Below are 26138 nucleotides of genomic sequence, written 5' to 3' on the forward strand. Positions count from 1 at the left end.
GGGGCTCGCGGTTGCGGTCGGGTCGCGGCATCATAGCCCAGCGCCCAGGCCTTTCAGGAACCATGCCCACCAACGCCGCCCTGGTCCACTATGCGGTGCTGACCGCGATGCTCGCGCCCGCGTTCTTCCTGACCGCGACCGCGTCCCTGCTGGTGTCGGCCAACAATCGGCTGTCGCGGGTCATCGACCGGCTGCGCGTGGTGCTGAAGGATTTGGAGGACACCACCGATCCGGAATACCGCGGCATCCTAGAGCAGCGCATTTCGATCCAGCGCACCCGCAGCATCCTGATCCTGCGCGGCAGCCAGTTGCTGTACGGCGCGATCAGCTGCTTCGTCGGCACCAGCCTGAGCATCGCCGCGGACGCGGTGCTGGACCACCGCTTCGGCATGCTGCCCACGATCATGGCGGTGCTCGGCGTGCTCGCCCTGTTCGCCGCCAGCCTATGCTTGGCGCGCGAGTCGACGCTGGCGGTGAGCGCGATCAACGAAGAGATGGACCACCGCTACGCGATCGCGCGGATGCGCAAGCGCGAGCACCAGCTCGACGCGGAGGCAGACAAACTCGCCGCGGATTGAACATCTGCCGTTGCTGTTGCTGTTTCCCCCTTTGAAAAAGGGGATTAAGCAAAGCAACAGCAAATCCACTGCCCCTTTTTTCAAGGGGAGCGGTAAGAGCCTTAGAGCGGCGGCTTACCGCGCTTGCGGCGGAAATAATTGATGAGCCGCGCGCTGGCTTCGTCCGCCAGCACTCCGGCGACGACCTCGACGCGATGGTTGTGCCGCGGATCGGCCAACAGGTCGAATACGCTGCCGGCGGCGCCCGTTTTCGGATCCGAAGCGGCGTAGACCACGCGCGCCAAGCGCGCATGCACCATCGCCATCGCGCACATCGCGCAAGGCTCCAGAGTGACGTACAACGTGCAGCCGACGAGGCGATGATTGCCCAACGCCCTGCCCGCCTGGCGCATGGCGACGATTTCGGCATGCGCGGACGGATCGGTTTCGGCGATGTTGCGGTTCCAGCCTTCGCCGACGATCGCGCCGTCCGCGTCGACGACGAGGGCGCCGACCGGGATCTCGTCGTCCTCGCGCTCGGCGCGCTCGGCCAGCGCCAGGGCCTGGCGCATCCAACGGACGTCGTCGTTTTCGGGCGCGAGTTCGGTCATCGAGCGATCAAGCGGCCTGGATATTGCCCAGGTAATCCAGCTTGCCCAGCGGTACGCCCTTATGGCGCAGCAGGCCGTAAGCGGTGGTCAGATGGAAATAGAAATTCGGCAGCAGGTAATTGCGCACGTAGTCGTCGGCGACGAATTGCAGTTCGCGTTGGCCGGCCTTGAAGCGGATCTCGCGCTTGTCGCCGCCGTCGACGTCTTTCGCCTGCACGCCGCGCAAGTAGTCGACCGTTTTCGCGATGCGGGCCTTCAGCTCGTCCAGCGTGGCTTCCTCGTCGGCGAAGCTCGGCGCCTGCCCTTGCGACAGGCGCGCGCCGCCGAACTTGGCGGTGTCGCTGGCGCGCTGCACTTGCCCGGCCAGCGAAAGCATGTCCGGCGCCAGCCGCGCCTGGACGAATTCGTCGCCGTTCAGGCCGTTTTCCTGCGCGTACGCCGCGGCTTTATCGATCTGACGGGACAGGTTTTCCAGGCCGCGGATCAGCGCCGGGACCGAAACTTCGTAAAGGGACAAGGACATCGCGTATTCCTCAAGAAGGGGCGGACGGCCGACGCCGGCGCTCCGCAGCCGGCAAGCATACAGAAAGAGGCGCGCGTCGAACCGGGGGCCGGCTTGCACGTTCCTGCAAACCCGGCTTGCGCCGTTGTGCGGTTCATCGCGCGGTTTTCAAGGCGCAGGATGCGTCTATCGCAAAAAATCGGAGAACGAGCAATGAAGCTTCCAACCGTACCGCTGCTGATCGCGGCGGCTCTGGCCGCGAGCGGGTCCGCAGCCGTCGCCGCCGAAACGCCGGCTGCCGGCGCCTCCGCCGCCGAACGCAATATCGCGCTCGGCCGCCGCTATTTCGAGGAAGTCTGGAACCGCGGCGATCTCGATGCGCTGGACCGACTGCTCGCGCCCGGATACGTGAACCACACGCCCAGCACGCCCAATCCGCCGCCCGGCCCCGCCGGGTTGAAGCCGATCATATCGGCCATCCGCCGCGCTTTTCCCGATTTGCACTACGAGATCCGCGACATCGTCGCCACCGACGACACGGTGGTGATGCGGGTGCGCATGACCGGCACCCATCGCGGCGATTTGTTCGGCCTGGCGCCGACCGGCAAGCGGATAGCGGTCGATCAGATCAACATCGAACGCATCCGCGGAGGCCGCATCGTCGAGCACTGGCGCGTGACCGACGAACTGAGCCTGATGAAGCAATTAGGCGCGGTGAAGTGAATCCCCGAAACGCCCATTGGCTCAGCCTTCCTGAGGCATTCTCTGGAAGCTCGGCAGGGCGGCATCGACGCGGTCCCAAGCCTGCGCGCGCGAGGCGAAAGTGATCACCTGCGGGCGGTACTGCGCAGGGTCGTCCAGGCTGCCGGCGTGGATCGTGAACGCGGTCGGCATTTCGGAGAAAGTGAGATAAACCGGCGTGCCGCAGGTCGGGCAGAAGGCGTGCGATTTGACGTTGCCGTTGTCGGCGGTCGCCTGCCAAACCGTCGCTTCGCCGCTCACCTCGACGTGGTCTTGGGTGGCGAACGTCAAATAGGAACCGTGTCCGGTGCCGCTGCGCTGCTGGCACTGGCGGCATTGGCAGTCGTTCATGGCGAGGGGTTCGTCGGCGATGCGGTAGCGGATCGCGCCGCAGGCGCACCCGCCCGTGTATGGCTGGCTCATGTGTTCTCCGTTAGTCAGGGGCGGCGCCGTACGGCACCGCGGGATTCAACGCTGCGTCTGCTCGCCAGCGATGGCGCCGAGCGCGGGCACCACTTTCTTCCAGCCCTCGCTCATGGTCTTCAGCGCCGAATCGTTCCGCGGCGTCACGAAGCCCGAATGGACCAAGCGCAACCGCGTGCCGCCGGCGACGGCGCTCAAGGTCCAGGTGACGACGGTCTCCAGCGGAGACCCGTAACCCACGTTGCTTTCGTGCCCGCTTTTCCAGGAATAGACCAAGCGCTCGTTCGGCACGGCTTCCAGCACGCGACATAGGATCACGCCGTCCCACTCGCCCGCCGGCGTGGTCTGGTACATGAAGCGGCTGCCGGGCACGGCTTCGAAACCGATCGGGCGCATCAACCAGCGCGCGATGAGTTCGCCGTCGGTAAGCGTTTTCCAAATCACTTCCGGCGAATGCGGGAAGGTCTCGTCGACGACGATCTCGGCCGTGTCGGTCGCCAAGGCTGTGTTCATGGGTCGATTTCCTTGAGTAGGTTGCGAAGATCGGCGAAGCGCTCGCGCCAGAAGACGCCGTAGTGGCCCATCCAATCCACCAGCGGCGCCAAGCCGTCGGGCTGGGCGCGGTAGTAGACGTGCCTGCCCTCCGGACGTTCGATCACCAGACCGGCCTGCCTGAGGGATTTCAGGTGCTGGGACACGGCGCCTTGGGTCACCCCGCTGCCCCGGGTCAGTTCGGCCACGGTGATTTCTTCCGCGCCGACGATGCGTTCGTAGACCGCTCGCCGGGTGGGGTCGGCGAGCGCTCGCATCACGGTATTGAGGGCGGCGGCTTCGAGCATGACCAATAAATTAGTCGATACTTATTGATTAGTCAATACTAATTTAAGCAATGCAGCGTCCCATCGGCGAGCGAGCTCCGCCCCGCCCCGGCCGAGAGTTCAGCGGCCGCGGTGGCGCTCGGCTTCGGCGCTCAGCCAATCCACGAATGCCGTCGCTTCCCGGCGGGTTTCTCCGTCGTGAAGCAAGGCGAAATGCCAATCGTCGGCCAGCACGTGATCGAACGGCGCTAAAAGTTTGCGGTCTTCCAACGAAGCTTCGAACAGACTCCTGGGAAGCAGCGCGACGCCTTCGCCCGCCATCGCCGCATCGGCATTGAGCTCGTGGTTCGGATATTCGATCGTGGAGTAACGAAACGGCACATCGTTCGCGCGACCCGCCTCTTGCAACCATCGCGGCCACGCCGGATGCGGCAGCAAGACCCGTTCCGCCAGATCGGACGCTTGGGCGAAGTTGCGACGACCGGCCAGCGCCGGCGACAGCATCGGCGTCAAATCGACCGGAAAAAGCGCGCGCGCGTCGAACCCCGGCCAAGATCCGGTGCCGGTGCGGATGGCGACGTCGAAGGCGTCCTTCGGCCGGATATCCATGGACACATCCAACTCGATGGCGACATCTGGATGCTCGGCTTGATAGCGCGCCAAGCGGGGCGCCAGCCAACGCGATGCGAAACTGGGCGGCGCGGTAATGCGGATGAGGGGCCCGGCGCGATGGAATTCGCCTAGCGCCGAATCGATGTCGCCTATCGCGCGATCGATGCGCGCCGCCAACGCCAGTGCCGCGTTCGTCGGTTCGACTCTCGGACCCCGACGCACGAACAGGGCCTTGCCGAGTTCCTTCTCCAGCGTGCGAATCCGCAAGCTGACGGCAGCGGGCGTGAGGAACAAGCTTTCGGCGGCCGCGGCGAAGCTGCCGCATCTGACGCACTCGGCGAATATCCGCAGCGATTCCAATGCAGGACGCATCTCAAGAAATCCTTGTGGTCATCGCGAGCAATGCGCGTTTTGCGCGTCCGCGATCCGATGGCAGTGTGACGCTCCCATCTTGTCAGGAATCGGCCGATGCCTCTGGAATCCCGCCCCTTGTTCGACCTAACCATACATTTGCACCCGAGCATCGAACTCGGCCGAACGCCTGCGGGCGGCCGCCGCATCTTCCCCGTGTCGGGCGGCTCCTTCGAGGGCGACCGGCTGAAGGGCAGCGTTTCCCCGCTCATCGGCTCGGATCTGCTGCTGATGAGGTCGGACGGCACCTATCAGCAGGATGTGCGTCTTCTGCTCATCACCGACGACGACGCGCAAATTCTCATGACCTATAGGGGCGTTCGCCGCGCGTCGCCCGAAGTCGACGAACGCCTTGGCCGCGGCGAGATAGTGGACCGATCCGAATACTACCTGCGCACCACGCCCTACTTCGAAACGGCTGCAGGCCGGTACGGCTGGATCAACGGCATCGTGGCGGTGGCCCAGGGCGGCCGTACACCCGACGGCGTTCGATACGAGGTGCACGAAATCCTGTGATTTCGTTTGGCGCACGACCGGGCCAAGCTCGCAATGAGCCTGGCCCGTTCGATGTCAGGCGACGCCGAGCTTCCCGCGTTCGCCGCTTCGGGGCGTCGCGAGTTCCTCGGGCGTCACGAACCCGCCCAGATCTTCGGCCTCATAGAACGGAAAGATTTCCATGATGCTGTCCGCCGTCAGCGGCGCGCGCTTCACCCAGGCCAGGGCTTCGTTCATGTCACGGACCTGCCAAATCGAGAAGCCGGCGACCAGTTCTTTGCTCTCTGCGAACGGTCCGTCGACGATCGCCAGCTCGGTCCCATCGTAGGTGATCCGCTTGGCATCCGCGCCGGTCTTCAGGCCGGCCGCGGCAACGAAGACGCCGGCCTTGACCAGCTCTTCGGTGAACCGGTCCATGGCGGCGAACGCTTCGAGGTCTTCCGGCGTGGGGTCCTTCATATCGCCGATTTCGGCGGCTTTAACGAACACCATGACTCGCATCGTCTTTCTCCTGGTTTGAGCCCGCCCCATTGGCGTCTCTTAATGAGGCGACGAGCGAGCTTTTCGAAAATCGACCGTGCTCAGGACGTTTCTAACTTATATTCGTAAATAATTGTATTTATTAGCAAATAACAACTTAATCCGAGCCGCCTATTACTCCCACTCGATCGTCGCCGGCGGCTTGCCGCTGATGTCGTAAACCACGCGGGAAACGCCGCGCAATTCATTGATGATCCGGTTGGAAACGCGGCCCAGGAAATCGTAGGGCAGATGCGCCCAATGCGCGGTCATGAAATCGATGGTCTCGACCGCACGCAGCGCGATCACCCATTCGTAGGCGCGCGCATCGCCCACTACGCCCACGGATTTCACCGGCAGGAACACGGCGAAGGCCTGGCTGGTCTTGTCGTACAGATCGGCCTTGCGCAGCTCTTCGATGAAGATCGCGTCGGCCTTGGCGAGCAGTTCGGCGTACTCGGGCTTCACTTCGCCCAGGATGCGCACGCCCAAACCGGGGCCGGGGAACGGATGGCGGTAGACCATTTCGCGCGGCAGGCCGAGTTCGACGCCCAGGCGCCGCACTTCGTCCTTGAACAATTCGCGCAACGGCTCGACCAGGCCCAGCTTCATCGTCTCAGGCAGGCCGCCGACGTTGTGGTGGCTCTTGATGACGTGCGCCTTGCCGGTCTTGCTGCCGGCCGATTCGATCACGTCCGGATAGATCGTGCCCTGCGCCAGCCACTTCGCGTTGGCCAGCTTGTGCGATTCCTCGTCGAAGATCTCGACGAACAGGTTGCCGATGATCTTGCGCTTGGCTTCCGGATCGGCCACTCCTTTCAATTTTTCGAAATAGCGCTCGTGCGCATCGACGCGGATCACCTTGACGCCCATATGCTCGGCGAACATCGCCATCACCTGGTCGCCTTCCTGCCAGCGCAGCAGACCGGTGTCGACGAACACGCAGATGAGCTTGTCGCCGATGGCCTTGTGCAGCAACGCGGCGACCACGGAGGAATCGACGCCGCCGGACAGGCCCAGGATCACCTCGTCCGAACCGACCTGCTCGCGCACGCGGGCGATCTGGTCTTCGATGATGTTGGCGGCCGTCCACAAGGTTTCGCAGCCGCAGATGTCGACCACGAAGCGGCGCAGGATTTCCTGGCCGGATTTGGTGTGGGTGACTTCGGGATGGAACTGCACGCCGTACCAGCGCTTGTCGTCGTTGGCGAAAGCGGCGACCGGCACGCGATCGGTCTTGGCGGTGACGACGAAATCCGGCGGCGCCTGCGAGACGTGGTCGCCGTGGCTCATCCATACGTCAAGCCGCGGCGGCGAACCGGGGTGGTCCTTCAGGCCTTCGAACAAGCGGTCCGCCGCGACGAGCTGCACTTCGGCATGGCCGTATTCGCGCGCATCGGCCGACTCCGTGTCGCCGCCGAGCTGCTTGGCCATGGTCTGCATGCCGTAGCAGATGCCCAGCAACGGCAGGCCGCTGTCGAAGACTTGTTGCGGCGCGCTCGGTGCGCCGTATTCGGTGGTCGATTCCGGACCGCCGGAGAGGATGATGCCTTTCGCGCCGAACTTGGCGATTTCGGCGGGGTCGTGATCCCAGGCCCAGATTTCGCAGTAGACGCCGATCTCGCGTATGCGGCGGGCGATCAGCTGGGTGTACTGCGCGCCGAAGTCGAGGATGAGGATCTTGTCGCTATGCAGGTCGGTCATGCGTCTGTGTTCTTTCCAGCGGGCTGGAAGATAGGAAGGAAATTGGTCAGCGCCTGGCTTCTGTCGCCATTCGTACCGCCAATCCGGCGAGTACGGTGCCCATCAGCCAACGTTGCGTCGCCGCCCATAGCGGACGCCCGGTCAGGAATCCCGCGACGGTGCCGGCGGTAAGCACGATCAGCGCGTTCACCGAAACGCTCACGGCGATTTGCGACGCACCCAGGGCAAGCGTCTGCCCCAGCACGTTCCCGTGCCGGGGATCGATGAACTGCGGCAGCAGCGACAGATAGACCACTGCGATCTTGGGGTTCAGCAGATTGGTGAGAAAACCCATCGCGAACAGCTTGCGCGGCCTATCCGCCTGCAATGCTTTGACCTCGAACGAGGAACGCCCACCGGGCCGGACCGCCTGCCATGCCAGCCACAGCAGATACAGCGCGCCGGCGAACCTCAACGCGTCGTAGGCGTAAGGCACGGTCATCAGCAACGCGGTGATGCCGAACGCCGCGCAGAGCATGTAGAACACGAAGCCCGCCGCGACGCCGGCCAGCGACACCATGCCTGCCGTCCTGCCTTGGCAGATCGAGCGCGAAACGAGGTAGATCATGTTCGGACCGGGCGTCAGCACCATGCCGAGCGCGATCAACGAGAAGCCGACCAGACTCGATAGCTCAGGCATACACGATCCTTGCTGCTTGGAGAGCCGCCGGTGCGTTTCGCGCCGGTCAGCCCATCCGATAATTCGGCGGCTCTTTCGTTATCTGCACATCGTGCACGTGGCTTTCCCTCTGCCCCGCGCCCGTCACCTTCACGAACGACGGCTTCTTGCGCATCTCCTCGATCGTCGCGCAGCCGACATAACCCATCGTTGCGCGCAGACCGCCGGCCAACTGGTGCACCACGCCACTCAACGGCCCGCGATACGGCACGCGGCCTTCGATGCCTTCCGGCACCAGCTTGTCGGCGTCGCTCGCGTCTTGGAAATAACGGTCCTTGCTGCCCTTCTCCATCGCGCCGAGCGAGCCCATGCCGCGATAGCTCTTGTAGCTGCGGCCTTGGAACAGTTCGGTTTCGCCCGGCGATTCCTCGGTGCCGGCGAACAAGCCGCCGACCATCACCGTGGACGCGCCGGCGACGATGGCCTTGCCGATGTCGCCCGAATAGCGGATGCCGCCGTCGGCGATCAGCGGGATGCGGTCCTGCAGCGCTTCGGCCACCATCGACACCGCGGTCACCTGCGGCACGCCGACGCCGGCGACGATGCGCGTCGTGCAGATCGAACCCGGGCCGACGCCGACCTTCACCGCGTCCGCGCCCGCGTCTTCCAGAGCCTTGGCCGCATCGCCGGTGACGATGTTGCCGCCGACCACCTGCAACTGCGGGAAGTTCTTCTTCGCCCAAGCGACGCGGTCGATCACGCCCTGCGAATGGCCGTGCGCGGTGTCGACGATGATGACGTCCACGCCGGCCGCGGCGAGCGCTTCGATGCGCCGCTCGGTGTCGCCGCCGGCGCCGACCGCGGCGCCCACGACCAAGCGTTCGCTGCTGTCGTAAGCGGCGTTGGGATTGTCGCGCTTCTTCTGGATGTCCTTGACCGTGATCAGCCCGCGCAGCTCGAACCCATCGTTGACCACCAGCACCTTCTCGATGCGGTGCTTGTGCAGCAGTTGGATGACCTCTTCGTCCGCGGCGCCTTCGCGCACGGTGATCAGGCGATCTTTCTTGGTCATGATGTGGCGGACCGGATCGTCGAGCTTGCTCTCGAACCGCATGTCGCGGCCGGTGACGATGCCCACCAACTGGCCGCCGTCGACTACCGGCACGCCGGAGATGTTGCGGGCCCGGGTCAGCTTCAGCACTTCGCCGATGGTGGTTTCGGGGCCTACGGTGAACGGCTCTTTGATGACGCCGGCTTCGAATTTCTTGACCTTGGCGACTTCGGCCGCTTGTTGTTCGAAGGACAAATTCTTGTGGATGATGCCGATGCCGCCGAGCTGGGCCATCGCGATCGCCAACCTCGCCTCGGTGACGGTGTCCATCGCGGCGGAGACGATCGGAAGATTCAGGCGCAGGCTGCGGGTGAGACGTGTCGCGAGCGAGACGTCCTTGGGCAGGACAGTGGAGTGCGCGGGGACGAGGGAGACGTCGTCGTAGGTGAGCGCTTCAGCCTGGATACGCAGCATGGGCGGTCCGGAGGGGAGAAGCGCGCCATTGTACCTCGGGAATGCCCTTCTCCGCTCCTGCGTTCGATTGTGTGGGAGGGGCTTCAGCCCCGACGGGGAATTGTCGGGGCTGAAGCCCCTCCCACACAATCAAGAACCAGCGGCTTCGGCCGCCTCAAGCGTGTTCTGCATCAGTGTGGCGACCGTCATCGGCCCCACCCCGCCCGGCACCGGCGTGATCCAGCTGGCCCGTTCGGCGGCCGCGGCGAAGCCGACATCGCCCACCAGGCGCCCGTCTTCCAACCGATTGATGCCGACGTCGATCACCACCGCCCCCGGCTTGACCCAGTCGCCCGGGATCAGCCCCGGCTTGCCGACCGCGACGACCAGGATGTCGGCCTCGCCGATATGCCGGCGCAGCACGTCCGGCGGCGTGAATTTGTGGCAACTGGTGACCGTGCAGCCGGCGATGAGCAATTCCAGCGCCATCGGCCGGCCGACGTGGTTGCTGACGCCCACGATGGTCGCCGACTGCCCGCGCACCGGCCGGTCGGTCCAGGCCAGCAGCGTCGTGATGCCGCGCGGCGTGCACGGCCGCAGGCCGAACTGGCGCAGGGCCAGGTGGCCGACGTTTTCGGGATGGAAGCCGTCCACGTCCTTGCGCGGGTCGATCCGGTGGATCAGCCGGGTCGCATCGGGAATCCCCGGCAGCGGCAGCTGGACGAGGATGCCGTGCACGGCCGGATCGGCGTTCAGGCGGTCGATCAAATCCAGCAGCTCGGCCTCGGTAGTGCCGGCCGGCAAGTCGAAATCGAAGGCGCGGATACCCACGATGCCCGCTGCGCGGCGCTTGTTGCGCACGTAGGACTGCGAGGCCGGATCGCTGCCCACCAGCACCACCGCCAGTCCGGGAGGCGCCTTGCCGGCGGCAGTTCGCACGTCGACCTGGCGCTTGAGGTCGGCCAGCAGGTCGTCGGCGATGCGTTTGCCGTCCAGGATCTTTGCGGGCATGCGGTTGGGTGTGCGCTGCGATAGAGTCGAAGGCCGCTATTGTCCCCGTTCCGCCACCCCAGCGAAAGCCGTCGCTGCTCTTGTAGAGTCGAGCCTGCTCGACTGCTTTTTTAGACGTGTGGAGGAACAAAAACAGTCGAGCAGGCCCGACTCTACGAAAAGCAGGATTGCGCCATGACCGACCACGAAACCACGCTTTTGGAAGCCGCCGCTTTCCGCCGCCTCGTGCAGCACCTGATGCAGGACCGTCCGGACGTGCAGAACATCGATCTGATGATCCTGGCCGGTTTCTGCCGCAATTGCCTCTCCGATTGGTACCGCGAAGCCGCCGAGACGCGCGGCATCGCGATGAGCAAGGACGAGGCGCGCGAAGCGATCTGCGGCATGCCGTTCGCGGAATGGAAATCGCGGCATCAGCGCGAAGCGACATCCGAGCAGTTGGCGGCGTTCGAAGTCGCGCAACGCGCGCATCCGAAAGCGGGACCGGCATGAAAATCGTGTGGCCGTTGCTGGCCCTGCTCGCGCTGGGCTACGCAGGCGTCTGCGCGCTGATGTATTTCAAGCAACGCGACGTGATCTATTACCCGCAGTTCACCCGGGTGGACACAGCGCAAACCGATTTTTCGCTCGACCGCGGCGACGCGACGCTGCGCGGCTGGATCGTCAGTCCCGGCAAAACGAGAGCGATCGTCTACTTCGGCGGCAATGGCGAAAGCATCCAGAACAATCGAGAGGATTTCGCGCGCTGGTTCCCGGACCGGAGCGCCTACCTGGTCGCCTATCGCGGCTATGGCGCCAGCGACGGACGTCCCAGCGAACAAGCGATTTTCGAAGATGCCCTGGCAGTGTTCGACCGGGCGCAATCCGAGCATCCCGGGCAACCGGTCTCGGTCGTCGGCCGCAGCTTGGGCAGCGGCGTGGCGGCTTACGTCGCATCGAAACGGCCGGTCGACCGCTTGGTCCTGGTGACGCCGTTCGATAGCCTCGCCGACGTGGGCCAAGCGCATTATCCGTGGCTGCCGGTGAAATGGCTCAGCAGCGACCGCTACGACTCGGTATCGCATCTCAAGCGTTACGAGCGTCCGTTGCTGATCGTGCAGGCCGGACGCGACGAAGTGATTCCCGCCGCCAACACGGCTCGGTTGATCGCTTCCCTGCGCAAACCGCCGCAAGTGGCAATGCTGCCGAAAGCCGGGCACAACGGCTTGAACGACGATCCGGCCTACGGCAAGGCGCTTTCCGACTTCCTGCGCTAGCGCGCCGCGTCCTTGTCCCTGTTGAGCACGAACGAGGTCACCACATCGGTGACGCCGCGCACGCCCGCGACCCGGTCGCGGATGCGATTGATCTCGGCTATGTCGGCACCGGCCACTTCCACCAGCAGATCGATGTCGCCGCTCAGCGAGCGGCAGCGGAACACTTCCGGCATCGCCACGATCGCATTCACCGCGGACGGCAACGGCGTCTGCGCCAAGCGCACCATCAGCACGGCGCTCGGGCCTTCCGGCACGGCGACATCGATGGTGTAACGGCGGATCACGCCGGCTTTCTCCAGCCGCTCGATCCGTTCGCGCACGCTGCTGCGCGCCAGGCCCACTTCGGCGGCCAGCGTTTTCAACGGACGGCTCGCGTCCTGTTGCAGCAATCCGATCAGGCGTCGATCCAAATCGTCCATAGGCATCCGGAAAAAAGACGGCGACAACCGCCGGAATGGCGGCGGCGGCGCTCGGCGGCGCATGCCAGCATAAGAACACGTTCTCGTCCCGGGCAAGCCCATGCAGCGCCGCGAATTCTGCCGATCTTCCGCGTTGGCGCTGCTCGCGGCGGGCCTGCCCGCCAGCGCATCGAATCCGCCGATGAAAACCCGATCGATCAATCCCACCGGCTACAACTACGCCGAAGCCTGCGAAGTCTCCAGCTTCAGCCGCCTGCTCTTCATCAGCGGACAAGTGCCCGCCGATGCCGACGACAAGGTGCCCGCGGACTATCGCGACCAATATCGATTGGCCTGGTCCAATATCGAGCGTCAGTTGAAAGCGGCCGGGATGACGTTCGACAACCTGGTCAAATTCACCATTTTCCTTTCCGACCGCAGTCTCATCGCGAAGAGCGCCGGTCTGCGCAAGGAGATATTGGGCGATCGCGAACCGGCGATGACCATCATCATCGCCGGCATCTACGACGAAGCCTGGCTATTGGAGATCGAAGCGGTCGCCGCGGCCTGACCGTAGAGTCGAGCCTGCTCGACTGCTTTTGCCTTACCCGCCCGCGCAGAACGCCGCGTAAGGCCTGACCGTAGAGTCGAGCCTGCTCGACTGCTTTTGCCTTACCCGCCCGCGCAGAACGCCGCGTAATCGATATAGCCCGGAAACGGCTTCCCGGGCGCGCAGATCGGGCATGCCGGATCCGGCCGCAATCGGGTCTCGCGGAATCGCATCGACAAAGCGTCGAAATGCAGCAAGCGGCCGGTCAGCGGCTCGCCGATGCCGAGGATCGACTTGATCGCCTCAGTCGCCTGCAGCAGGCCGATCACGCCCGGCAATACGCCCAGCACGCCGGCCTCGGCGCAATTGGGCGCGGCTTCCGGCGGCGGCGGCTCCGGAAACAGGCAGCGGTAGCACGGCGCCTCGCCGCGATGGCGACCGGCATCGAACACGCTCGCCTGCCCTTCGAAACGATGCACGGCGCCATACACCAGCGGCTTGCCGAGCTTCACGCAAGCGTCGTTGAGCAAATAGCGCGCCGGGAAGTTGTCGGCGCCGTCGATCACCACGTCCACGTCTTCCAGCAGACGCTCGACGTTTTCGCTGGTGATCTTCTCCGCCACGGCTTCGATGACGGTGCGCGGATTCAAGGCGGCCAAAGCCGCGGCGGCGGATTCCACTTTGGCGACGCCGATCCGCGCTTCGGTGTGCAGGATCTGACGTTGCAGATTGCTGCGGTCAACCACGTCGTCGTCGGCGAGGCGGATCGTGCCTACGCCGGCCGCAGCCAAGTAGTACGCGGCCGGCGATCCTAGCCCGCCGGCGCCGACCAGCAGCACGCGCGCGGCTTCTAGTTTTTTCTGGCCCTCGAAACCTACTTCCGGCAGGCGCAGATGGCGCGAATAGCGTTCGTGGAAATCTTGATCGATACCGTCCGCCGGCTTCGACAGCGGCAAGCCTTCAGCGGCCCAACGGGTCGTGCCGCCGGCGATGGACGTCACGTGCGAGTAGCCCTTCGCCGACAGCTCTTCGGCCGCGCGCAGCGAACGCGCGCCGCTTTGGCAGATCAGCAGGATGTCCGCGTCGGCATCGGGCAGATAGGCGCCCGGCTCGGCCTCCAAATCGGCTTTGGCGATGCCGCGCGCCGACTCGGCCATGCCCAGGGCGCGTTCGTGCGCTTCGCGGACGTCGATCAGGATCGCGCCGCGGGCCAGTCGTTCACGGGCTTCGCGCGGATCGATTTCGGGGATGCTCATGGCGGGATTATCGCGCCAAAGCGGCTCGGCGTCGTCGTGGAATGCGGGCCGCTTCGTTCCGCTGCCGGGCCGGTCGAATGCCATCGGCTCGGCTTTGTAGAGCGGAGCTTGCCCCGCTGCTCTTAGTCTCGTACCTGAGCGAAAAGCAGCGGAGCAAGCTCCGCTCTACAAAGCAGCTAGTACGGCAGGACTTCGACTACGCCGCCCGTCGGGTACTCCTGAACCTTCTCCGGCAGCATGATCAGCGCATCGCTGTCGGCCGCCGCGCGCATGCGGTGCGAACCGTCGGCGGGATTCGGTTCGACGTGCAAAACGCCGTCTTCGGCCGATCGCAGGCGCCCGCGCAGGAATTCGAGCCGCTCGTGGGTCTTGCGCCACGGCGCTGCGAGCCGCGCAAAGAAGCGCGGACGAGGTTCCGCCCTACCCTGCATCGCGTCGATCAGGCCGCGGCCCAAGGTGAGATAGGTCGCCAGCACCGACACCGGATTGCCGGGCAAGCCCAGGAACATCGCGTTTTCCAATTCGCCGAACAGCAGCGGCATACCGGGGCGCATCCGCACTTTCCAAAAATGCACGCGGCCCTGCGTTTGCAGCAATGCGGGAATATGGTCTTTCTCGCCGGCGGAGACCGCGCCGCAAGTGATCACCAGATCGAACGCTTGCGCGGCATCGCGCAGCATCGATTCGATCCGCGCCGGCTCGTCCGGCAAGGTAGGCCACGCGGTCGGCTCCAAGCCGTCGGCGCGCAGCAGCCCCATCAGCAATTCGCGATTGGAGTTGTAGATCTGCCCCGGCCGCAGCGGCAGACCGGGTTCGACCAGCTCGTCGCCGGTGGTGAACACGGCCACGGTCGGGCGTCGGGCGGTATCGATCGCGGCCAAGCCCATCGATGCGGCCAAGGCGATCCGCGACGGCGTCAACGCTTGTCCGGACCGCAGGACCGTCTCGCCCACGCGCGTATCCTCGCCCGCGCGGCGCACGTGCGCGCCCGGCTTGGGCGCGACGAGCACGCGCACGCGGTCGCCTTCGATCGCCGTGTTTTCCTTCATGACGACGGTATCGGCGCCATCCGGCATCGGCGCGCCGGTGGTGATGCGGCTGCACTCGTCCGCGCCGACGCGCAAATCGAGCGACGGGCCTGCGAATTGTTCGCCGGTCAATCGCAGCGTCGTTTCGCCATCGGGTCGCAGATCGGCGTGGCGCAAGGCGTAGCCGTCCATCGCCGAGTTGTCGAACGGCGGCAATGGGATCGCGGCCACGACATCCTGCGCCGCCACGCGTCCATGCGCGCGCGGCAGCGCGATCTGTTCGCTCGGCAGACGATGTTCGGAGCCGATGCGCTCGATGATGGCGCGGGCTTCGTCGAAAGCGATGCGTACGGGAAAATCGGTCATGGCGGGTCGATGCCGGCGGCGGCGAGATCGTCGGGCGTGTTGAGATTGCCGAAGCGTACGCCGGGGAACGCCACGCAAGCCATATTCAGCCGCGTTTGCAGCGCATGGATGGCGTATTCGTCCGCGTCGACGGCCCGTGCGGCGGCGTCGCGCAGCGCGGCCGCGGGCCACAAGGCGATCAATGGCTGGATGCCGTCGTCGTCGCGGGCATAAGCGCCGCGATCGCCGGCCGCAGCCAACGGCGGCAGCAGAGATCCTTCCGCCGAAACGGTGTCGACCGGCAAGGTCAGCAGCCAAGGGCTGGCGCAAGCCTGCGCCAACGCGTCGAGGCCGCCGAGCGGGCCGATGCCGAGCACGCGATCGGGGACCGTACGCAGGCCGATATCGGAATATCGCGATGCGCCCCGGTTGGCGCTGATCAGCACGCTACCGACGCGATCCGCGAAGATGCGGATCAGGCGCCGCACTTGCGGTTCGCCGTCGCGGCTTAGCCAAGCCTTATCGATCCCGCCGAGCCGGGTGGCGAGTCCGCCGGCGATCAGGCCAAGGGTGACGTCGGAAGCGATCATGTCCTTCCGCTCGCGGTTTTTGCGGGAGCGGCTTTAGCCGCGAACTTTCTTCCGCGGGTCGCTGCGGTCTGGCGGAAAAAGATCGCGGCTAAAGCCGCTCCGACAAAAAAGGTGCAGACCGACAGGCTCACTTACCGCGTTTTTTGATGTGCCGGATCATGCGCTGCCGCTTGGCGACCTGCTTGTCGGTCAGCACGTTCTTCTTGTCCTTGTACGGATTCTCGCCTTCCTTGAACACGAAACGCACCGGCGTGCCGACCAGCTTGAAGCGCTTGCGGAAGAAATTCTCCAGGTAGCGCTTGTACGTGTCCGACAGCGTGCGCAAACGCGAGCCGTGGACGACGAAGGTCGGCGGATTCTCGCCGCCCGGATGCGCGAAGCGCAGCTTGGCGATGTGGCCGCGAACCACCGGCGGAGGATTGGCCTCGTAGGCGATTTCCAGGGCCTTGGTGATCTCGGACGTGCCGAATTGGCGCGTCGCCGAAGCGTGCGCGCGGTGGATGGCGCGGAACAGTTCGCGCAGGCCCGAACCGTGCTTGGCGCTGATCCGCACCGCTTCGGCCCAGGTCACGAAGGCCAATTTCCGCGACAGCAGCGCTTCCACCTGCTCGCGCTGGTAGGTGCTCAGCCCGTCCCACTTGTTGACCGCCACCACCAGGGCGCGGCCGGCGTCGAGGACGGCGCCGAGCACGCTGGCGTCCTGTTCGGTGACGCCTTCGGCGGCGTCGAGCATGATCACCACGACCTGCGCGTGCTCGATCGACTGCAGCGTCTTGATGATCGAAAACGTTTCGACCGCCTGTTCCACCTTGGATTTGCGGCGGATGCCGGCGGTGTCGATCAACCGGTATTTGCGCCCGTCGCGTTCCAGGTCCGTGGCGATGGAGTCGCGCGTCGTGCCCGCGACTTCGGAGGCAATCATGCGCTCCTCGCCCAGAATGCGGTTGACCAAGGTCGACTTGCCGACGTTCGGGCGGCCGACGAAGGCGATGCGCACGCGCTCGGGATCGTCGTCGAGGATCGTCGCATCGCCGTCGGCCGGCAACTTGGCCAGGACCTTCGCGAGCAGCTCGTCCAGGCCCTGGCGGTGCGCCGACGACACGGCGAAGACATCGGCGAAGCCGTAGCGCGAGAACTCGGCCAAAGCCGTGCGCGAATCCAGGCCGTCGGTCTTGTTGACCACCAGGAATACCGGCCGCGCGGTCTTGCGCAGCCATTGCAGGATGTCGTCGTCCAGCGAGGAGGCGCCTTCGCGGCCGTCGACCACGAACAGCACCAGATCCGCCTCCCCCGCCGCGGCGCGCGACTGGCGCGCGGTCGCGCCGGCCAGGCCTTCTTCCTGGCCCGCGATGCCGCCGGTATCCACCACCACGAACGGGCGCGCTTCGTTCAAGCGGCACACGCCGTAATGGCGGTCGCGCGTCACGCCGGGTTCGTCGTGAACGAGCGCGTCGCGGCTGCGGGTCAACGCATTGAAGAGCGTCGACTTGCCGACGTTGGGACGGCCCACCAGGGCGACTAGCGGCAACATGGGTTCGGAATGCGGTTTCGGTTAACGGGGAGGCATAAAAACTCGGCCCCGGGCAGGCAGACTACCCGGGGCCGCGGGATGGGGCCAACTTTTCGCTGGCCGATGGCGCTTATTTGACCTCGAACGCGGTCAACTCGCCTTCGGTGTTCTGCACGATCAGGATGCCGTCGGCGACCACCGGCTGCGCCAACACCGGATCGCCGCCGACGCGCGAGCGCGCGGCGAAGGTGCCGTCGGACAGCTTCAGCCAATGCACGTAGCCGTCGAAATCGCCGACTACGGCATAGTCGCCCTGCACCGCCGGCGCGCTCAAATTGCGCCGCACCAGGCCGGCTTGTTGCCACATCGCGGCGCCGCTCGAGCGGTCCAGAGCCCAGACCGTGCCGCCCGGATCGGCGACTACGACGCTGCCCGCGCCCAAGCCGAGGCCGCCGACGCCGCCGTTGTCCTTGGTCCACAGCGGACGCCCGCTGGGCGCGTCGATCGCCAGGGTCTCCTTCTTGTAGCTGGTCGCGTACAGCGTGGTGCCGTCGAGCACGGGCGGCCCGTCGACGTCGGCCATGCGCTCGAGTTCGCTGCGGCCTTCGGCCTGGCCCACGGTCTGGGTCCAGAGTTCGGTGCCGTCGCTCATCGAGAGCGCGGTCACCGTGCCGTCGTCGTTGCCGATGAAGACGTAACCCGGGCCCAGCGTCGGCGTGCCGTTGCCGCGTACGGTGAGCACCGGCAGTTCCTTGCTCCAGAACCAGCGGCGCTCGCCGGTGGCGGCATCGAAGGCGCTGACGCGACCGTCGTTGGCGCGGACGATGACCAGGCCGTTGCCGACCGCCGGCGCGGCGATGACTTCGTTGCTGACTTTGGCCTTCCACTTTTCGGCGCCGGTGGCGGCGTCGAGCGCGATCACGTCGCCCTCCATGCCGCCGACCACCACCAGGCCTTCGCCGGCGCCGGGGCCGCCGCCGAGCAGGAGTTCGGATTCGTAATGCCAGACCGGCTTGCCGCTACGCAAATCGAACGCGCGCACGCCGCCTTCCACCGCCGCTGCATACACGCGGCCGTCGGCGACCGCCGGACGCTGGCGCACGCCCAAGCGCTTCTCGCCCTTGCCCGCCTGCGCGGACCACAGCTTGGACACCTGCGCGCTGGCGGTGAAATCGGTCAGCTCCGCCGGCTCGTTCTGCTTGTTCTTATTGCCGCCGAACCAGCCCTTGATGGTGGTGCAGCCGCCGAGGGCGAACACGACCAGAGCGGCGATGGCGGCGCGCTTGAGGAAAGCGCCTGGGAAGGATTGGGCTTGGATCATCGGATCGGTGTTCCTTGATTGATAGCCGACTCGAAGCCGGCCGGCGGCGCCGCGAACGGCCGCCAGTGTCTCAGGTCTTGCCGCCCGGTTTGGAGGGTGAGCCGCCGGCATCGGTCAGCTTGAGTTCAAGCAGGCGGCGATCGGCCGAGCCGGCATCCAGCAAGGTCAAAGCCCGCGCGTAGGCTTCGCGCGCGGCGTCGTGCTGGGCCAGAGCGACGTAAGCGTCGCCTTTGGCTTCCAATCCGCCGGCGTCGTTCGCGTCGGCCAGCAGCTGCAGCGCTTCCTTCGGCTTGCCCGCATCGGTCAGCAAACGGGCCAGGCGCTGGGAGACCGTGCCGGCGATGCCGGGATCTTCGGTTTTGATGCCGCGCAGGGTCGCGATGGCGTCGTCGCGCTTGCCGGCATCCACTTGCGCCTTCGCCAACTGCAGCGAGGCGAGCGCGGCGTATTCGCTGCCCACCGGCAAACCGGCCACGGAAGTCTTGGCTTTGTTCAGATCCGTACCGATGGCTTTGACGGTTTCGGCGTAGCGCGCGCTCGTCGAAGAACGTTCGTCCTGGGTGCGCTTCTGCCACCACTGCCAGCCGCCGATCAGGCCCAGGCCCAGGGCCACGCCGCCGATCAGGCTCAGCGCGTTCTTCTGCAGCCAACCGCGGACTTTTTCGCTTTGTTCGTGCTCGTCGAGCAGATCGTCGATCGCCATGCGTTCTCTCGCCCGCGCCTGCGCGCGGGTCGTTCAAAAGGGGTACGGCCCGCGAGCGGGCCGCCATTCGCGCCCCTGGCGGATCGGATCAGACGGCGGCCGCAGCCGGCCGGAACTTCATTCGGGCGCCAGGGAACCGTCAGAGGATACCGTAAAGCGCGCGACGTTGGCTCGCCGGAACGGCTCCAGATCGACCGGCTGGCCCGCTTGCAGCACTTCCACGGCCGTAGCGTTGCCGATCACCATCCGCGCCACTTCGCCGTTGCCGTAATGGCGCTGGCTGCCCGAAGCGACCAGGCCCTGTTCGATCGTGCGGCCGTCGGGCGCGACGATTTCGACCCAGCTGTCGCCGTTCATGCGCAGGCTGAGCGCCGACGCCGACTGCGCCGGCAGCGAGGCCAGCGAGGCCACCACGGGCGCGCGCTCCGGCGCAGCGGGGCGTTGGTTTTCCTGCGTCGTTTTCGATGCCTGGCGTCCGGCGGGCGCATCCAAGCGGGCGGCGTTGTCCTGCGGCAGGCTGAGCGGACCGCGCGTGGCCATCATCCACACCGGCACCACGATCACCGCGGTCATGACCACGTACACCGCGCGGCGCGCCACCTGTTCGAACAGGCGCTGCAGCGGCGGAGTGTGCACGTGGCTGACGATTTCCGAAGGCTCGACCCGTTGCACGCCCGCCATCTCGATGGCGTCGTCGATCCGGATGCCGAGCAGCTTGGCGTAGCTGCGCAATTGGCCGCGCACGAATACCGCCGCGCCGGCCCGCTCCCAATCGTCGTTCTCCAGCGCCTGCACCACCCGCAGCGGCATTTTCAGCCGCGAGGCGACGTCTTCCAGGCGCAAGCCCTGCGCTTCGCGCGCGTGGCGCAGGCGGGCACCGCAGCCGGCCGGTGGGGAGCTGGATCGTTCTTGAGTGCTCATGGTCGTCGTGTTTCCACTGCGTTCGCGGTGCCGGCCTTAGGGAACTCCTGTTTCAGCCGGCGAACGTAACGATCGGCGGCAGCCCTGTCGCCGAGTTTGTTTTCGATTTGTGACGCTAGTAGCAACGAAGGCGGATTGGCGGGAGCCGCGGCCAGGCGCCGCTCGGAGAAAGCGCGCGCTTCGAAGTATTCGCCCTTGCCGTAAGCCAACTCGGCCATGGCGGCCAGGGCGACCGGATTGCTCGGGTCCGACTGCAACGCTTTGCGTAGATCGCGTTCGGCGCGCGCCGACTGGCCGGCTTGCTGCGCGCAGGCGCCGGCGTTGGCCAGGGCGGCGCCGCGTTCGGGGTAATTGGGGATCGCCGCCGCCCGGTCGAACCAGCCCAAGGCTTCCTCGGCGCGGCCGTTGGCGCAAAGCCAGGCGCCGTAGTTGTTGAGCTCGGCGCCGCGGTCGGGGGCGAGTTCGGCCGCGCGCTGGTAATGCTGCCCGGCCTGGGCGCTGCGCCCGCGCTTGCTTTCCACCACCGCAAGCAAAGTGAAGGCCTCCGCCGACTGCGGATCTTCCTTCAGCGCCGTGCGGATCTCGCGCTCGGCTTCGTCCAGTTCGCCGCTGCGCACGCGGTTCGCGGCCAAGCCCAACCTTTCGCGGGCGCTGATGCGCTGCTTCACCTGGGCGCTGTCGCGGATGTTGGGCGGCGTCTGCAGTTCCCGGTACTTGCCGCCGCTGTAGTTCGGCTTGATGAAGGTCAGGCGGCTGCACGCCGGCAGCGCCGCAGCAGCAGCCAGGGCCAGGAGCAGGAGAGCGCTATGCCGCCTCACCGACCTTCCCCCCACCCTGCGCTTCGAGTTTCTTGCGGAATTCGGCCTGGCGCCGGGTCTTGTCGGTCACCTGGCCTTTCAGCTGGCCGCAGGCGGCGTCGATGTCGTCGCCGCGGGTGCGCCGGACCATCGTCAGCACGTGCGCATCCAGCAACGACTTTTGGAACGCGCGGATGTCGGCTTCGGACGAGCGCTGGAAGCGCGTGCCCGGGAACGGATTGAACGGGATCAGGTTGACCTTGGCCGCGTCCTTCATCTGCAGCGCGTTGTCGAAGCGGCGCATCAGCTGCGCCAATTGCTTCGCGTGGACCGGCTGGTCGTTGACGCCCTTCATCAGCGTGTATTCGAAGGTGACCGACTCGCCCTTCTTGCGCCGCGCGTAACGCTCGCAGGCGGCCATCAATTCGGCGATCGGGTATTTCTTGTTGAGCGGCACCAATTCGCTGCGCAGCTCGTCGTTGGGCGCGTGCAGCGACACCGCCAGCGACACGTCGCTCACTTCCCCGAGCTTGTCGATCATCGGCACCATGCCGGCGGTGGAAAGCGTCACCCGCTTGTTGGCCAGGCCGTAGCCCAGGTCGTCGCGCATCACGCTCATCGCGCGCACGACGTTGTCGAAATTCATCAGCGGCTCGCCCATTCCCATCATCACGACGTTGGTGAGCTTGCGCTGCTTGTGCGGGACGTTGCCCAAATGCTTCGCCGCCACCCACACCTGGCCGATGATCTCGGCGGTGGACAGGTTGCGGTTGAAGCCTTGCGTCGCGGTCGAGCAGAACTGGCAGTTGAGCGCGCAGCCCACCTGCGACGACACGCACAGGGTTCCGCGGCCTTTATCCGGGATATAGACGGTTTCGATGGCGTTGCTGCCGTCCATGCCCAGCAGCCATTTGTGGGTGCCGTCGGCGGAAGGCTTCTCGAACTGGATCTGCGGCACGCGCACTTCGGCGTGCGTTTCGAGCTTGGCGCGGAGCGCTTTGCCCAGATCGGTCATTTCGGCGAAATCGGTGACGTGGCGATGGTGGATCCACTTCATCACCTGGTGCGCGCGATAGCGCTTTTCGTCGAGCGTGCGCTCGAAGAAATCCTCGAGCCCGACGCGGTCGAGCTCGAGGAGGTTTTGCTTGCTGGCGATCGCGTTGTTCACTTCGACATCAACGTGCGTACACTTCGGTCGACGGGAAGAAGTACGCGATCTCGACCGCGGCGGTTTCCGCGGCGTCGGAACCGTGCACGGCGTTCGCGTCGATCGAATCGGCGAAGTCGGCGCGGATCGTGCCCGGCGCGGCGTCCTTCGGATTGGTGGCGCCCATCAGCTCGCGGTTCTTGGCGATGGCGTTGTCGCCTTCCAGCACCTGGATCATCACCGGGCCGGAGCACATGAACTCGACCAGCGCGTTGAAGAACGGACGTTCGCGGTGCACCGCATAGAAACCCTCCGCTTCTTTGCGCGACAGGTGCTTCATCTTCGCGGCCGCGATCTTCAGGCCGGCTTTCTCGAAACGCGAATAAATCTCGCCGACGACGTTCTTGGCGACGGCATCGGGCTTGACGATCGACAGGGTGCGCTCCAGCGCCATGTGGATGAACTCCAGTGCGTGGGCCGTCCAGCCGCCCCTTGCAGCTGAACAAGACCCGAGGTTATCACGAAAAATCCGCGTGCGAACGCGGGGTTAGACACACTTTCGAAGGGAATTTTAACGGATGCGTCATCCGGCGTACACCGGCCCTTGGCCGGTTTTGCGCCCCTTGACCGTTTGGCCCGGATCGTGCATCTTTCAATCATTCGTTTGAATCGACTAATTCAATCGGGGGATTGAGCCATGGCCGGCACCAACTTCAACACCAAGGACCGCATCCTCGGCGCGGCCGAATCGCTGTTCGCTCAGCAAGGCTTCGCCGGCACGTCCCTGCGCGAGGTCACCAGCCGCGCCGACGTCAACATCGCGGCCGTCAATTACCACTTCGGCAGCAAGGAAAACCTGATCAACGAGGTGTTCCGGCGGCGTCTGGACGAGCTGTCAGACCGCCGCTTGAGCGCCTTGAAGGAAGCTCGGGAGCGCACTCCCGGCGATCTGCAGGCGGTGCTCGCCGCCTTCATCGAACCCGCCCTGGCCCTGAGCCTGGACCGCCAAGGCGGCTCGGCTTTCGTCCGCGTACTGGCCCGCGCCTACGCCGAGAAGGACGAACGCCTGCGCCAGTTCGTGTCCGAGCACTACGGCCACGTGATGCGCGAATTCTCCAAGGCCGTCGCCGCCTGCGTGCCCGACCTGCCGCGCGAAACCCTGGCCTGGCGCCTGGATTTCGTCGCCGGCGCCCTGACCTATGCCATGGCGGACTTCGGCCACAACAAGCGCATGGGCGGCGGCAGCGACCAGGCGCATTGCCAGCGCGCGGCGCGCGAACTGGTCCGCTTCGCGGCGGCCGGCCTCGGCGCGGAATGATCTCGCGGCCCGGTTTTTCAGGGCCGTCCATCCTTATCAATCAAACGGATAGAAGCGATGTCTGAGAAACTACTCGTCCGCCGCGCCGCGGTTCTCGGTGCCGGCGTCATGGGCGCCCAGATCGCCGCCCACTTAACCAATGCCGGCGTCGACACGGTGCTGTTCGACCTGGCGGCGAAGGAAGGCGGCCCCAACGGCATCGTGCTGAAGGCCCTCGCCAACCTGGGCAAGCTCAGCCCCGCCCCGCTCGCCAGCAAGGCGCTGGCCGAGGCGATCGTCCCGGCCAACTACGACCAGGGGCTGGAACTGCTGCGCGATTGCGATCTGATCGTCGAGGCCATCGCCGAACGGATGGATTGGAAGCAGGACCTGTACAAGAAGATCGCGCCGTTCGTGCCCGATCACACCGTGCTGGCCAGCAACACCTCGGGCTTGGGCATCAACAAGCTGGCCGAAGTGCTGCCGGAACAGCTGCGCCACCGTTTCTGCGGCGTGCATTTCTTCAATCCGCCGCGCTATATGCATCTGGCCGAGCTGATTCCGGCCAAGACCACCGACAAGGGCGTGTTGGAAGGCCTGGAAACCTTCCTCACCACCACGCTCGGCAAGGGCGTGGTCTACGCCAAGGACACGCCGAACTTCATCGGCAACCGGATCGGCGTGTTTTCGATCCTCGCCACCGTGCATCACACGGCCGAACACAAGCTCGGCTTCGACGAAGTCGATGCGATCACCGGCCCGCTGATCGGCCGGCCGAAGTCGGCGACCTACCGCACCTCGGATGTGGTCGGTCTGGACACGATGGCCCACGTCATCAAGACCATGGCCGACACCCTGCCGGACGATCCCTGGCATAAGTACTTCCAGTCGCCGAAGTGGCTCGAAGCGCTGATCGCGAAGGGCGCGCTGGGCCAGAAGACCGGCGCCGGCATCTTCCGCAAGGTCGGCAAGGACATCCAGGTCCTCGATCTGAAGGCGCAGGACTACAGGGTCGCCGAAGGCACGGCGGCGCCGGAAGTGGTCGAGATCCTGAAGATCAAGAACCCGGCCGAGAAATTCGCCAAGCTGCGCGAAAGCAAGCATCCGCAGGCCCAATTCCTGTGGGCCGTGTTCCGCGATCTGTTCCACTACAGCGCCTACCACCTGGCCGACATCGCCGAGACCGCGCGCGATGTGGACCTGGCGATCCGCTGGGGCTACGGCTGGTCGCTGGGTCCGTTCGAAACTTGGCAGGCCGCCGGTTGGAAACAGGTGGCGCAGTGGATCGCCGACGACATCGTCGCCGGCAAGGCGATGAGCAGCGCGCCGCTGCCCGATTGGGTGTTCGACGGCCGCGAGGGCGTGCATGCCGCGGAAGGCAGCTACAGCCCGGTCAAGAACGCGAAATTGCCGCGCTCTGCCCTGCCCGTTTACCAGCGCCAGCGTTTCCCGGATCCGCTGTTGGGCGAGTCGTTCCCGCAGGGCGACACGGTGTTCGAGAACGACGGCATCCGGATGTGGACGGACAACGACGGCATCGCGGTCGTGTCGTTCAAGACCAAGATGAACACCGTTTCGGATCACGTGTTGAACGGCTTGCAGGAAGCCGTGTCGCGCGCCGAGAAAGATTTCAAAGGCCTGGTGATCTGGCAGCAGAAGGAACCCTTCTCCGCCGGCGCCGATCTGGCCGGCGCGCTCGGCCTGCTGCAAGCCGGCGACGTCGAAGGCTTCGAAGCGATGGTCGCCAACTTCCAGGCGACCAGCCAGCGGATCAAGTATTCGCTGGTGCCGGTCGTCGCCGCGGTGCGCGGTTTGGCGCTCGGCGGCGGTTGCGAATTCCAGATGCACAGCGCCAAGACCGTCGCCGGTTTGGAAAGCTATATCGGCTTGGTCGAAGCGGGCGTCGGTCTGCTGCCCGCGGGCGGCGGCTTGAAGGAAATCGCGGTGCGCGCTGCGCAGGCCGCGGGCCCGGGCGGCGACGTGTTCGCGCAGCTGAAGCGTTACTTCGAGACCGTGGCGATGGCCAAGGTCTCGACTTCGGCCGTCGAGGCGCAAGAACTGGGCTTGCTGCGCGACACCGACAAGGTCGTCTTCAACGCCTACGAATTGCTGTACGTCGCCAAGCGACAAGCGCTGGCGCTGGCCGAAAGCGGCTATCGCCCGCCGCTGCCGGCGCGCCGCATCGCCGTGGCCGGCGACGTCGGCATCGCGACCTTCAAGATGATGCTGGTCAACATGCTGGAGGGCCGCTTCATCAGCGAATACGACTACGAGATCGCGACCCGCATCGCCACCGTGCTCTGCGGCGGCGAGATCGACCGCGGCGCGCTGGTCGACGAAGAGTGGTTGCTGAAGCTGGAACGCAAGCACTTCGTCGAGCTGGCGCAGCAGAAGAAGACGCAGGAACGCATCGCGCACATGCTGAAGACCGGCAAGCCGCTCCGCAACTAAGC

The 26138-nt window shown here is 65.7% G+C and carries 30 protein-coding genes; 8 read left to right on the forward strand and 22 right to left on the reverse strand.

Annotation, left to right across the window (positions count from 1 at the left end; translation table 11 throughout):
* Window positions 1–62 precede the first annotated feature (62 nt).
* On the forward strand, window positions 63–578 hold the full coding sequence (locus FCE95_RS03095; protein ID WP_137265516.1) for a DUF2721 domain-containing protein: 516 nt from the start codon (window positions 63–65) through the stop codon (window positions 576–578).
* Between the two features lie 101 nt (window positions 579–679).
* On the opposite strand, the gene tadA is transcribed toward FCE95_RS03095, so the two are convergent.
* Together tadA and FCE95_RS03105 are read right to left on the reverse strand one after the other, a co-directional pair.
* Complete coding sequence (tadA, locus tag FCE95_RS03100) at window positions 680–1168, reverse strand: tRNA adenosine(34) deaminase TadA (protein WP_137265517.1); 489 nt, start codon at window positions 1166–1168, stop codon at window positions 680–682.
* Between the two features lie 7 nt (window positions 1169–1175).
* The gene (locus FCE95_RS03105) at window positions 1176–1691 is read right to left on the reverse strand and encodes a DUF1993 domain-containing protein (protein ID WP_137265518.1); all 516 of its coding nucleotides are present in this window, start codon (window positions 1689–1691) and stop codon (window positions 1176–1178) included.
* Window positions 1692–1883: 192 nt separating this feature from the next.
* On the opposite strand from FCE95_RS03105, the gene FCE95_RS03110 reads away from it, so the two are divergent.
* A complete protein-coding gene (locus FCE95_RS03110; protein WP_189644618.1) occupies window positions 1884–2393 on the forward strand; it encodes an ester cyclase in 510 nt (169 codons plus the stop codon).
* A gap of 21 nt (window positions 2394–2414) precedes the next feature.
* Here FCE95_RS03110 and FCE95_RS03115 read toward each other — a convergent pair whose 3' ends face one another.
* From FCE95_RS03115 to FCE95_RS03130, 4 genes are all read right to left on the reverse strand, one after another.
* On the reverse strand, window positions 2415–2834 hold the full coding sequence (locus FCE95_RS03115) for a GFA family protein (RefSeq protein ID WP_137265520.1): 420 nt from the start codon (window positions 2832–2834) through the stop codon (window positions 2415–2417).
* Window positions 2835–2879: 45 nt separating this feature from the next.
* A complete protein-coding gene (locus FCE95_RS03120; RefSeq protein ID WP_137265521.1) occupies window positions 2880–3347 on the reverse strand; it encodes an SRPBCC family protein in 468 nt (155 codons plus the stop codon).
* Window positions 3344–3673, reverse strand: a complete 330-nt coding sequence (locus FCE95_RS03125) for an ArsR/SmtB family transcription factor (RefSeq protein WP_137265522.1) — start codon at window positions 3671–3673, stop codon at window positions 3344–3346. The genes FCE95_RS03120 and FCE95_RS03125 overlap by 4 nt, the downstream gene beginning before the upstream one ends.
* A gap of 99 nt (window positions 3674–3772) precedes the next feature.
* A complete protein-coding gene (locus tag FCE95_RS03130) occupies window positions 3773–4636 on the reverse strand; it encodes a LysR substrate-binding domain-containing protein (RefSeq protein WP_137265523.1) in 864 nt (287 codons plus the stop codon).
* 96 nt (window positions 4637–4732) lie between these two features.
* On the opposite strand from FCE95_RS03130, the gene FCE95_RS03135 reads away from it, so the two are divergent.
* Window positions 4733–5191: a DUF3237 domain-containing protein gene (locus FCE95_RS03135; protein ID WP_137265524.1), complete on the forward strand. Its 459-nt coding sequence runs from the start codon at window positions 4733–4735 to the stop codon at window positions 5189–5191.
* Between the two features lie 54 nt (window positions 5192–5245).
* Here FCE95_RS03135 and FCE95_RS03140 read toward each other — a convergent pair whose 3' ends face one another.
* The 5 genes from FCE95_RS03140 to folD all read right to left on the reverse strand — a co-directional run bounded on the left by FCE95_RS03140 (window position 5246) and on the right by folD (window position 10566).
* Window positions 5246–5671: a YciI family protein gene (locus tag FCE95_RS03140; protein WP_137265525.1), complete on the reverse strand. Its 426-nt coding sequence runs from the start codon at window positions 5669–5671 to the stop codon at window positions 5246–5248.
* A gap of 153 nt (window positions 5672–5824) precedes the next feature.
* On the reverse strand, window positions 5825–7393 hold the full coding sequence (gene guaA, locus FCE95_RS03145) for a glutamine-hydrolyzing GMP synthase (protein WP_137265526.1): 1569 nt from the start codon (window positions 7391–7393) through the stop codon (window positions 5825–5827).
* A gap of 46 nt (window positions 7394–7439) precedes the next feature.
* Window positions 7440–8072 carry a LysE family translocator gene (locus FCE95_RS03150; protein WP_137265527.1) on the reverse strand — a complete coding sequence of 211 codons (633 nt, stop codon included), beginning with the start codon at window positions 8070–8072 and terminating at the stop codon, window positions 7440–7442.
* A 46-nt stretch (window positions 8073–8118) separates the two neighbouring features.
* A complete protein-coding gene (gene guaB, locus FCE95_RS03155) occupies window positions 8119–9576 on the reverse strand; it encodes an IMP dehydrogenase (protein ID WP_137265528.1) in 1458 nt (485 codons plus the stop codon).
* A 129-nt stretch (window positions 9577–9705) separates the two neighbouring features.
* The gene (gene folD, locus FCE95_RS03160) at window positions 9706–10566 is read right to left on the reverse strand and encodes a bifunctional methylenetetrahydrofolate dehydrogenase/methenyltetrahydrofolate cyclohydrolase FolD (RefSeq protein ID WP_137265529.1); all 861 of its coding nucleotides are present in this window, start codon (window positions 10564–10566) and stop codon (window positions 9706–9708) included.
* A gap of 174 nt (window positions 10567–10740) precedes the next feature.
* Here folD and FCE95_RS03165 point away from each other — a divergent pair, with 174 nt between their 5' ends.
* On the forward strand, window positions 10741–11058 hold the full coding sequence (locus FCE95_RS03165) for a DUF1244 domain-containing protein (RefSeq protein WP_137265530.1): 318 nt from the start codon (window positions 10741–10743) through the stop codon (window positions 11056–11058).
* Complete coding sequence (locus FCE95_RS03170) at window positions 11055–11822, forward strand: alpha/beta hydrolase (protein ID WP_137265531.1); 768 nt, start codon at window positions 11055–11057, stop codon at window positions 11820–11822. The genes FCE95_RS03165 and FCE95_RS03170 overlap by 4 nt, the downstream gene beginning before the upstream one ends.
* Here the strand turns inward: FCE95_RS03170 and FCE95_RS03175 are convergent.
* Window positions 11819–12241, reverse strand: coding sequence for an Lrp/AsnC family transcriptional regulator (locus tag FCE95_RS03175; RefSeq protein ID WP_189644619.1), 423 nt, complete (start codon window positions 12239–12241; stop codon window positions 11819–11821). The genes FCE95_RS03170 and FCE95_RS03175 overlap by 4 nt on opposite strands.
* A 181-nt stretch (window positions 12242–12422) precedes the next feature.
* Here FCE95_RS03175 and FCE95_RS03180 point away from each other — a divergent pair, with 181 nt between their 5' ends.
* On the forward strand, window positions 12423–12791 hold the full coding sequence (locus tag FCE95_RS03180; protein WP_137265533.1) for a RidA family protein: 369 nt from the start codon (window positions 12423–12425) through the stop codon (window positions 12789–12791).
* A gap of 101 nt (window positions 12792–12892) precedes the next feature.
* On the opposite strand, the gene moeB is transcribed toward FCE95_RS03180, so the two are convergent.
* From moeB to ndk, 10 genes are all read right to left on the reverse strand, one after another.
* Window positions 12893–14026, reverse strand: coding sequence for a molybdopterin-synthase adenylyltransferase MoeB (moeB, locus tag FCE95_RS03185; protein ID WP_137265534.1), 1134 nt, complete (start codon window positions 14024–14026; stop codon window positions 12893–12895).
* 176 nt (window positions 14027–14202) lie between these two features.
* On the reverse strand, window positions 14203–15420 hold the full coding sequence (locus FCE95_RS03190; protein ID WP_137265535.1) for a molybdopterin molybdotransferase MoeA: 1218 nt from the start codon (window positions 15418–15420) through the stop codon (window positions 14203–14205).
* Window positions 15417–15989 carry a molybdenum cofactor guanylyltransferase gene (mobA, locus tag FCE95_RS03195; RefSeq protein ID WP_137265536.1) on the reverse strand — a complete coding sequence of 191 codons (573 nt, stop codon included), beginning with the start codon at window positions 15987–15989 and terminating at the stop codon, window positions 15417–15419. The genes FCE95_RS03190 and mobA overlap by 4 nt, the downstream gene beginning before the upstream one ends.
* A 127-nt stretch (window positions 15990–16116) precedes the next feature.
* A complete protein-coding gene (der, locus tag FCE95_RS03200; protein ID WP_137265537.1) occupies window positions 16117–17520 on the reverse strand; it encodes a ribosome biogenesis GTPase Der in 1404 nt (467 codons plus the stop codon).
* Between the two features lie 109 nt (window positions 17521–17629).
* Entirely contained in the window at window positions 17630–18820 is a 1191-nt protein-coding gene (bamB, locus tag FCE95_RS03205; RefSeq protein WP_137265538.1) for an outer membrane protein assembly factor BamB, read from the reverse strand.
* Between the two features lie 70 nt (window positions 18821–18890).
* The gene (locus FCE95_RS03210; RefSeq protein ID WP_137265539.1) at window positions 18891–19523 is read right to left on the reverse strand and encodes a YfgM family protein; all 633 of its coding nucleotides are present in this window, start codon (window positions 19521–19523) and stop codon (window positions 18891–18893) included.
* A 117-nt stretch (window positions 19524–19640) separates the two neighbouring features.
* Window positions 19641–20444 carry a helix-turn-helix domain-containing protein gene (locus FCE95_RS03215; protein WP_137265540.1) on the reverse strand — a complete coding sequence of 268 codons (804 nt, stop codon included), beginning with the start codon at window positions 20442–20444 and terminating at the stop codon, window positions 19641–19643.
* Window positions 20441–21262 (reverse strand): type IV pilus biogenesis/stability protein PilW, encoded by an 822-nt coding sequence (gene pilW / locus FCE95_RS03220; RefSeq protein ID WP_137265541.1) that lies wholly within the window; start codon window positions 21260–21262, stop codon window positions 20441–20443. The genes FCE95_RS03215 and pilW overlap by 4 nt, the downstream gene beginning before the upstream one ends.
* Window positions 21249–22409 (reverse strand): dual-specificity RNA methyltransferase RlmN, encoded by a 1161-nt coding sequence (rlmN, locus tag FCE95_RS03225; protein WP_137265542.1) that lies wholly within the window; start codon window positions 22407–22409, stop codon window positions 21249–21251. The genes pilW and rlmN overlap by 14 nt, the downstream gene beginning before the upstream one ends.
* Before the next feature lie 7 nt (window positions 22410–22416).
* Complete coding sequence (ndk, locus tag FCE95_RS03230) at window positions 22417–22842, reverse strand: nucleoside-diphosphate kinase (protein WP_137265543.1); 426 nt, start codon at window positions 22840–22842, stop codon at window positions 22417–22419.
* A 243-nt stretch (window positions 22843–23085) separates the two neighbouring features.
* On the opposite strand from ndk, the gene FCE95_RS03235 reads away from it, so the two are divergent.
* Both FCE95_RS03235 and FCE95_RS03240 read left to right on the forward strand, forming a co-directional pair.
* Entirely contained in the window at window positions 23086–23706 is a 621-nt protein-coding gene (locus FCE95_RS03235; protein WP_137265544.1) for a TetR family transcriptional regulator, read from the forward strand.
* A gap of 57 nt (window positions 23707–23763) precedes the next feature.
* Window positions 23764–26136, forward strand: a complete 2373-nt coding sequence (locus tag FCE95_RS03240) for a 3-hydroxyacyl-CoA dehydrogenase/enoyl-CoA hydratase family protein (RefSeq protein ID WP_137265545.1) — start codon at window positions 23764–23766, stop codon at window positions 26134–26136.
* Window positions 26137–26138: the final 2 nt, after the last annotated feature.

The sequence above is a fragment of the Luteimonas gilva genome (assembly GCF_005239095.1).
GTDB lineage: Bacteria > Pseudomonadota > Gammaproteobacteria > Xanthomonadales > Xanthomonadaceae > Luteimonas_C > Luteimonas_C gilva.

Bases quoted from the DNA above. Each gene is read 5' to 3' on its own strand.
- FCE95_RS03130 (WP_137265523.1), bottom strand. From the start codon at position 4,636: ATGCGTCCTGCATTGGAATCGCTGCGGATATTCGCCGAGTGCGTCAGA.
- bamB (WP_137265538.1), bottom strand. From the start codon at position 18,820: ATGATCCAAGCCCAATCCTTCCCAGGCGCTTTCCTCAAGCGCGCCGCC.
- FCE95_RS03235 (WP_137265544.1), top strand. From the start codon at position 23,086: ATGGCCGGCACCAACTTCAACACCAAGGACCGCATCCTCGGCGCGGCC.
- guaA (WP_137265526.1), bottom strand. From the start codon at position 7,393: ATGACCGACCTGCATAGCGACAAGATCCTCATCCTCGACTTCGGCGCG.
- folD (WP_137265529.1), bottom strand. From the start codon at position 10,566: ATGCCCGCAAAGATCCTGGACGGCAAACGCATCGCCGACGACCTGCTG.
- mobA (WP_137265536.1), bottom strand. From the start codon at position 15,989: ATGATCGCTTCCGACGTCACCCTTGGCCTGATCGCCGGCGGACTCGCC.
- FCE95_RS03175 (WP_189644619.1), bottom strand. From the start codon at position 12,241: ATGGACGATTTGGATCGACGCCTGATCGGATTGCTGCAACAGGACGCG.
- FCE95_RS03135 (WP_137265524.1), top strand. From the start codon at position 4,733: ATGCCTCTGGAATCCCGCCCCTTGTTCGACCTAACCATACATTTGCAC.
- FCE95_RS03190 (WP_137265535.1), bottom strand. From the start codon at position 15,420: ATGACCGATTTTCCCGTACGCATCGCTTTCGACGAAGCCCGCGCCATC.
- FCE95_RS03095 (WP_137265516.1), top strand. From the start codon at position 63: ATGCCCACCAACGCCGCCCTGGTCCACTATGCGGTGCTGACCGCGATG.
- FCE95_RS03120 (WP_137265521.1), bottom strand. From the start codon at position 3,347: ATGAACACAGCCTTGGCGACCGACACGGCCGAGATCGTCGTCGACGAG.
- FCE95_RS03150 (WP_137265527.1), bottom strand. From the start codon at position 8,072: ATGCCTGAGCTATCGAGTCTGGTCGGCTTCTCGTTGATCGCGCTCGGC.
- tadA (WP_137265517.1), bottom strand. From the start codon at position 1,168: ATGACCGAACTCGCGCCCGAAAACGACGACGTCCGTTGGATGCGCCAG.
- FCE95_RS03210 (WP_137265539.1), bottom strand. From the start codon at position 19,523: ATGGCGATCGACGATCTGCTCGACGAGCACGAACAAAGCGAAAAAGTC.
- FCE95_RS03115 (WP_137265520.1), bottom strand. From the start codon at position 2,834: ATGAGCCAGCCATACACGGGCGGGTGCGCCTGCGGCGCGATCCGCTAC.
- moeB (WP_137265534.1), bottom strand. From the start codon at position 14,026: ATGAGCATCCCCGAAATCGATCCGCGCGAAGCCCGTGAACGACTGGCC.
- FCE95_RS03240 (WP_137265545.1), top strand. From the start codon at position 23,764: ATGTCTGAGAAACTACTCGTCCGCCGCGCCGCGGTTCTCGGTGCCGGC.
- FCE95_RS03125 (WP_137265522.1), bottom strand. From the start codon at position 3,673: ATGCTCGAAGCCGCCGCCCTCAATACCGTGATGCGAGCGCTCGCCGAC.
- FCE95_RS03170 (WP_137265531.1), top strand. From the start codon at position 11,055: ATGAAAATCGTGTGGCCGTTGCTGGCCCTGCTCGCGCTGGGCTACGCA.
- FCE95_RS03110 (WP_189644618.1), top strand. From the start codon at position 1,884: ATGAAGCTTCCAACCGTACCGCTGCTGATCGCGGCGGCTCTGGCCGCG.
- guaB (WP_137265528.1), bottom strand. From the start codon at position 9,576: ATGCTGCGTATCCAGGCTGAAGCGCTCACCTACGACGACGTCTCCCTC.
- FCE95_RS03140 (WP_137265525.1), bottom strand. From the start codon at position 5,671: ATGCGAGTCATGGTGTTCGTTAAAGCCGCCGAAATCGGCGATATGAAG.
- FCE95_RS03165 (WP_137265530.1), top strand. From the start codon at position 10,741: ATGACCGACCACGAAACCACGCTTTTGGAAGCCGCCGCTTTCCGCCGC.
- FCE95_RS03215 (WP_137265540.1), bottom strand. From the start codon at position 20,444: ATGAGCACTCAAGAACGATCCAGCTCCCCACCGGCCGGCTGCGGTGCC.
- FCE95_RS03180 (WP_137265533.1), top strand. From the start codon at position 12,423: ATGAAAACCCGATCGATCAATCCCACCGGCTACAACTACGCCGAAGCC.
- der (WP_137265537.1), bottom strand. From the start codon at position 17,520: ATGTTGCCGCTAGTCGCCCTGGTGGGCCGTCCCAACGTCGGCAAGTCG.
- ndk (WP_137265543.1), bottom strand. From the start codon at position 22,842: ATGGCGCTGGAGCGCACCCTGTCGATCGTCAAGCCCGATGCCGTCGCC.
- FCE95_RS03105 (WP_137265518.1), bottom strand. From the start codon at position 1,691: ATGTCCTTGTCCCTTTACGAAGTTTCGGTCCCGGCGCTGATCCGCGGC.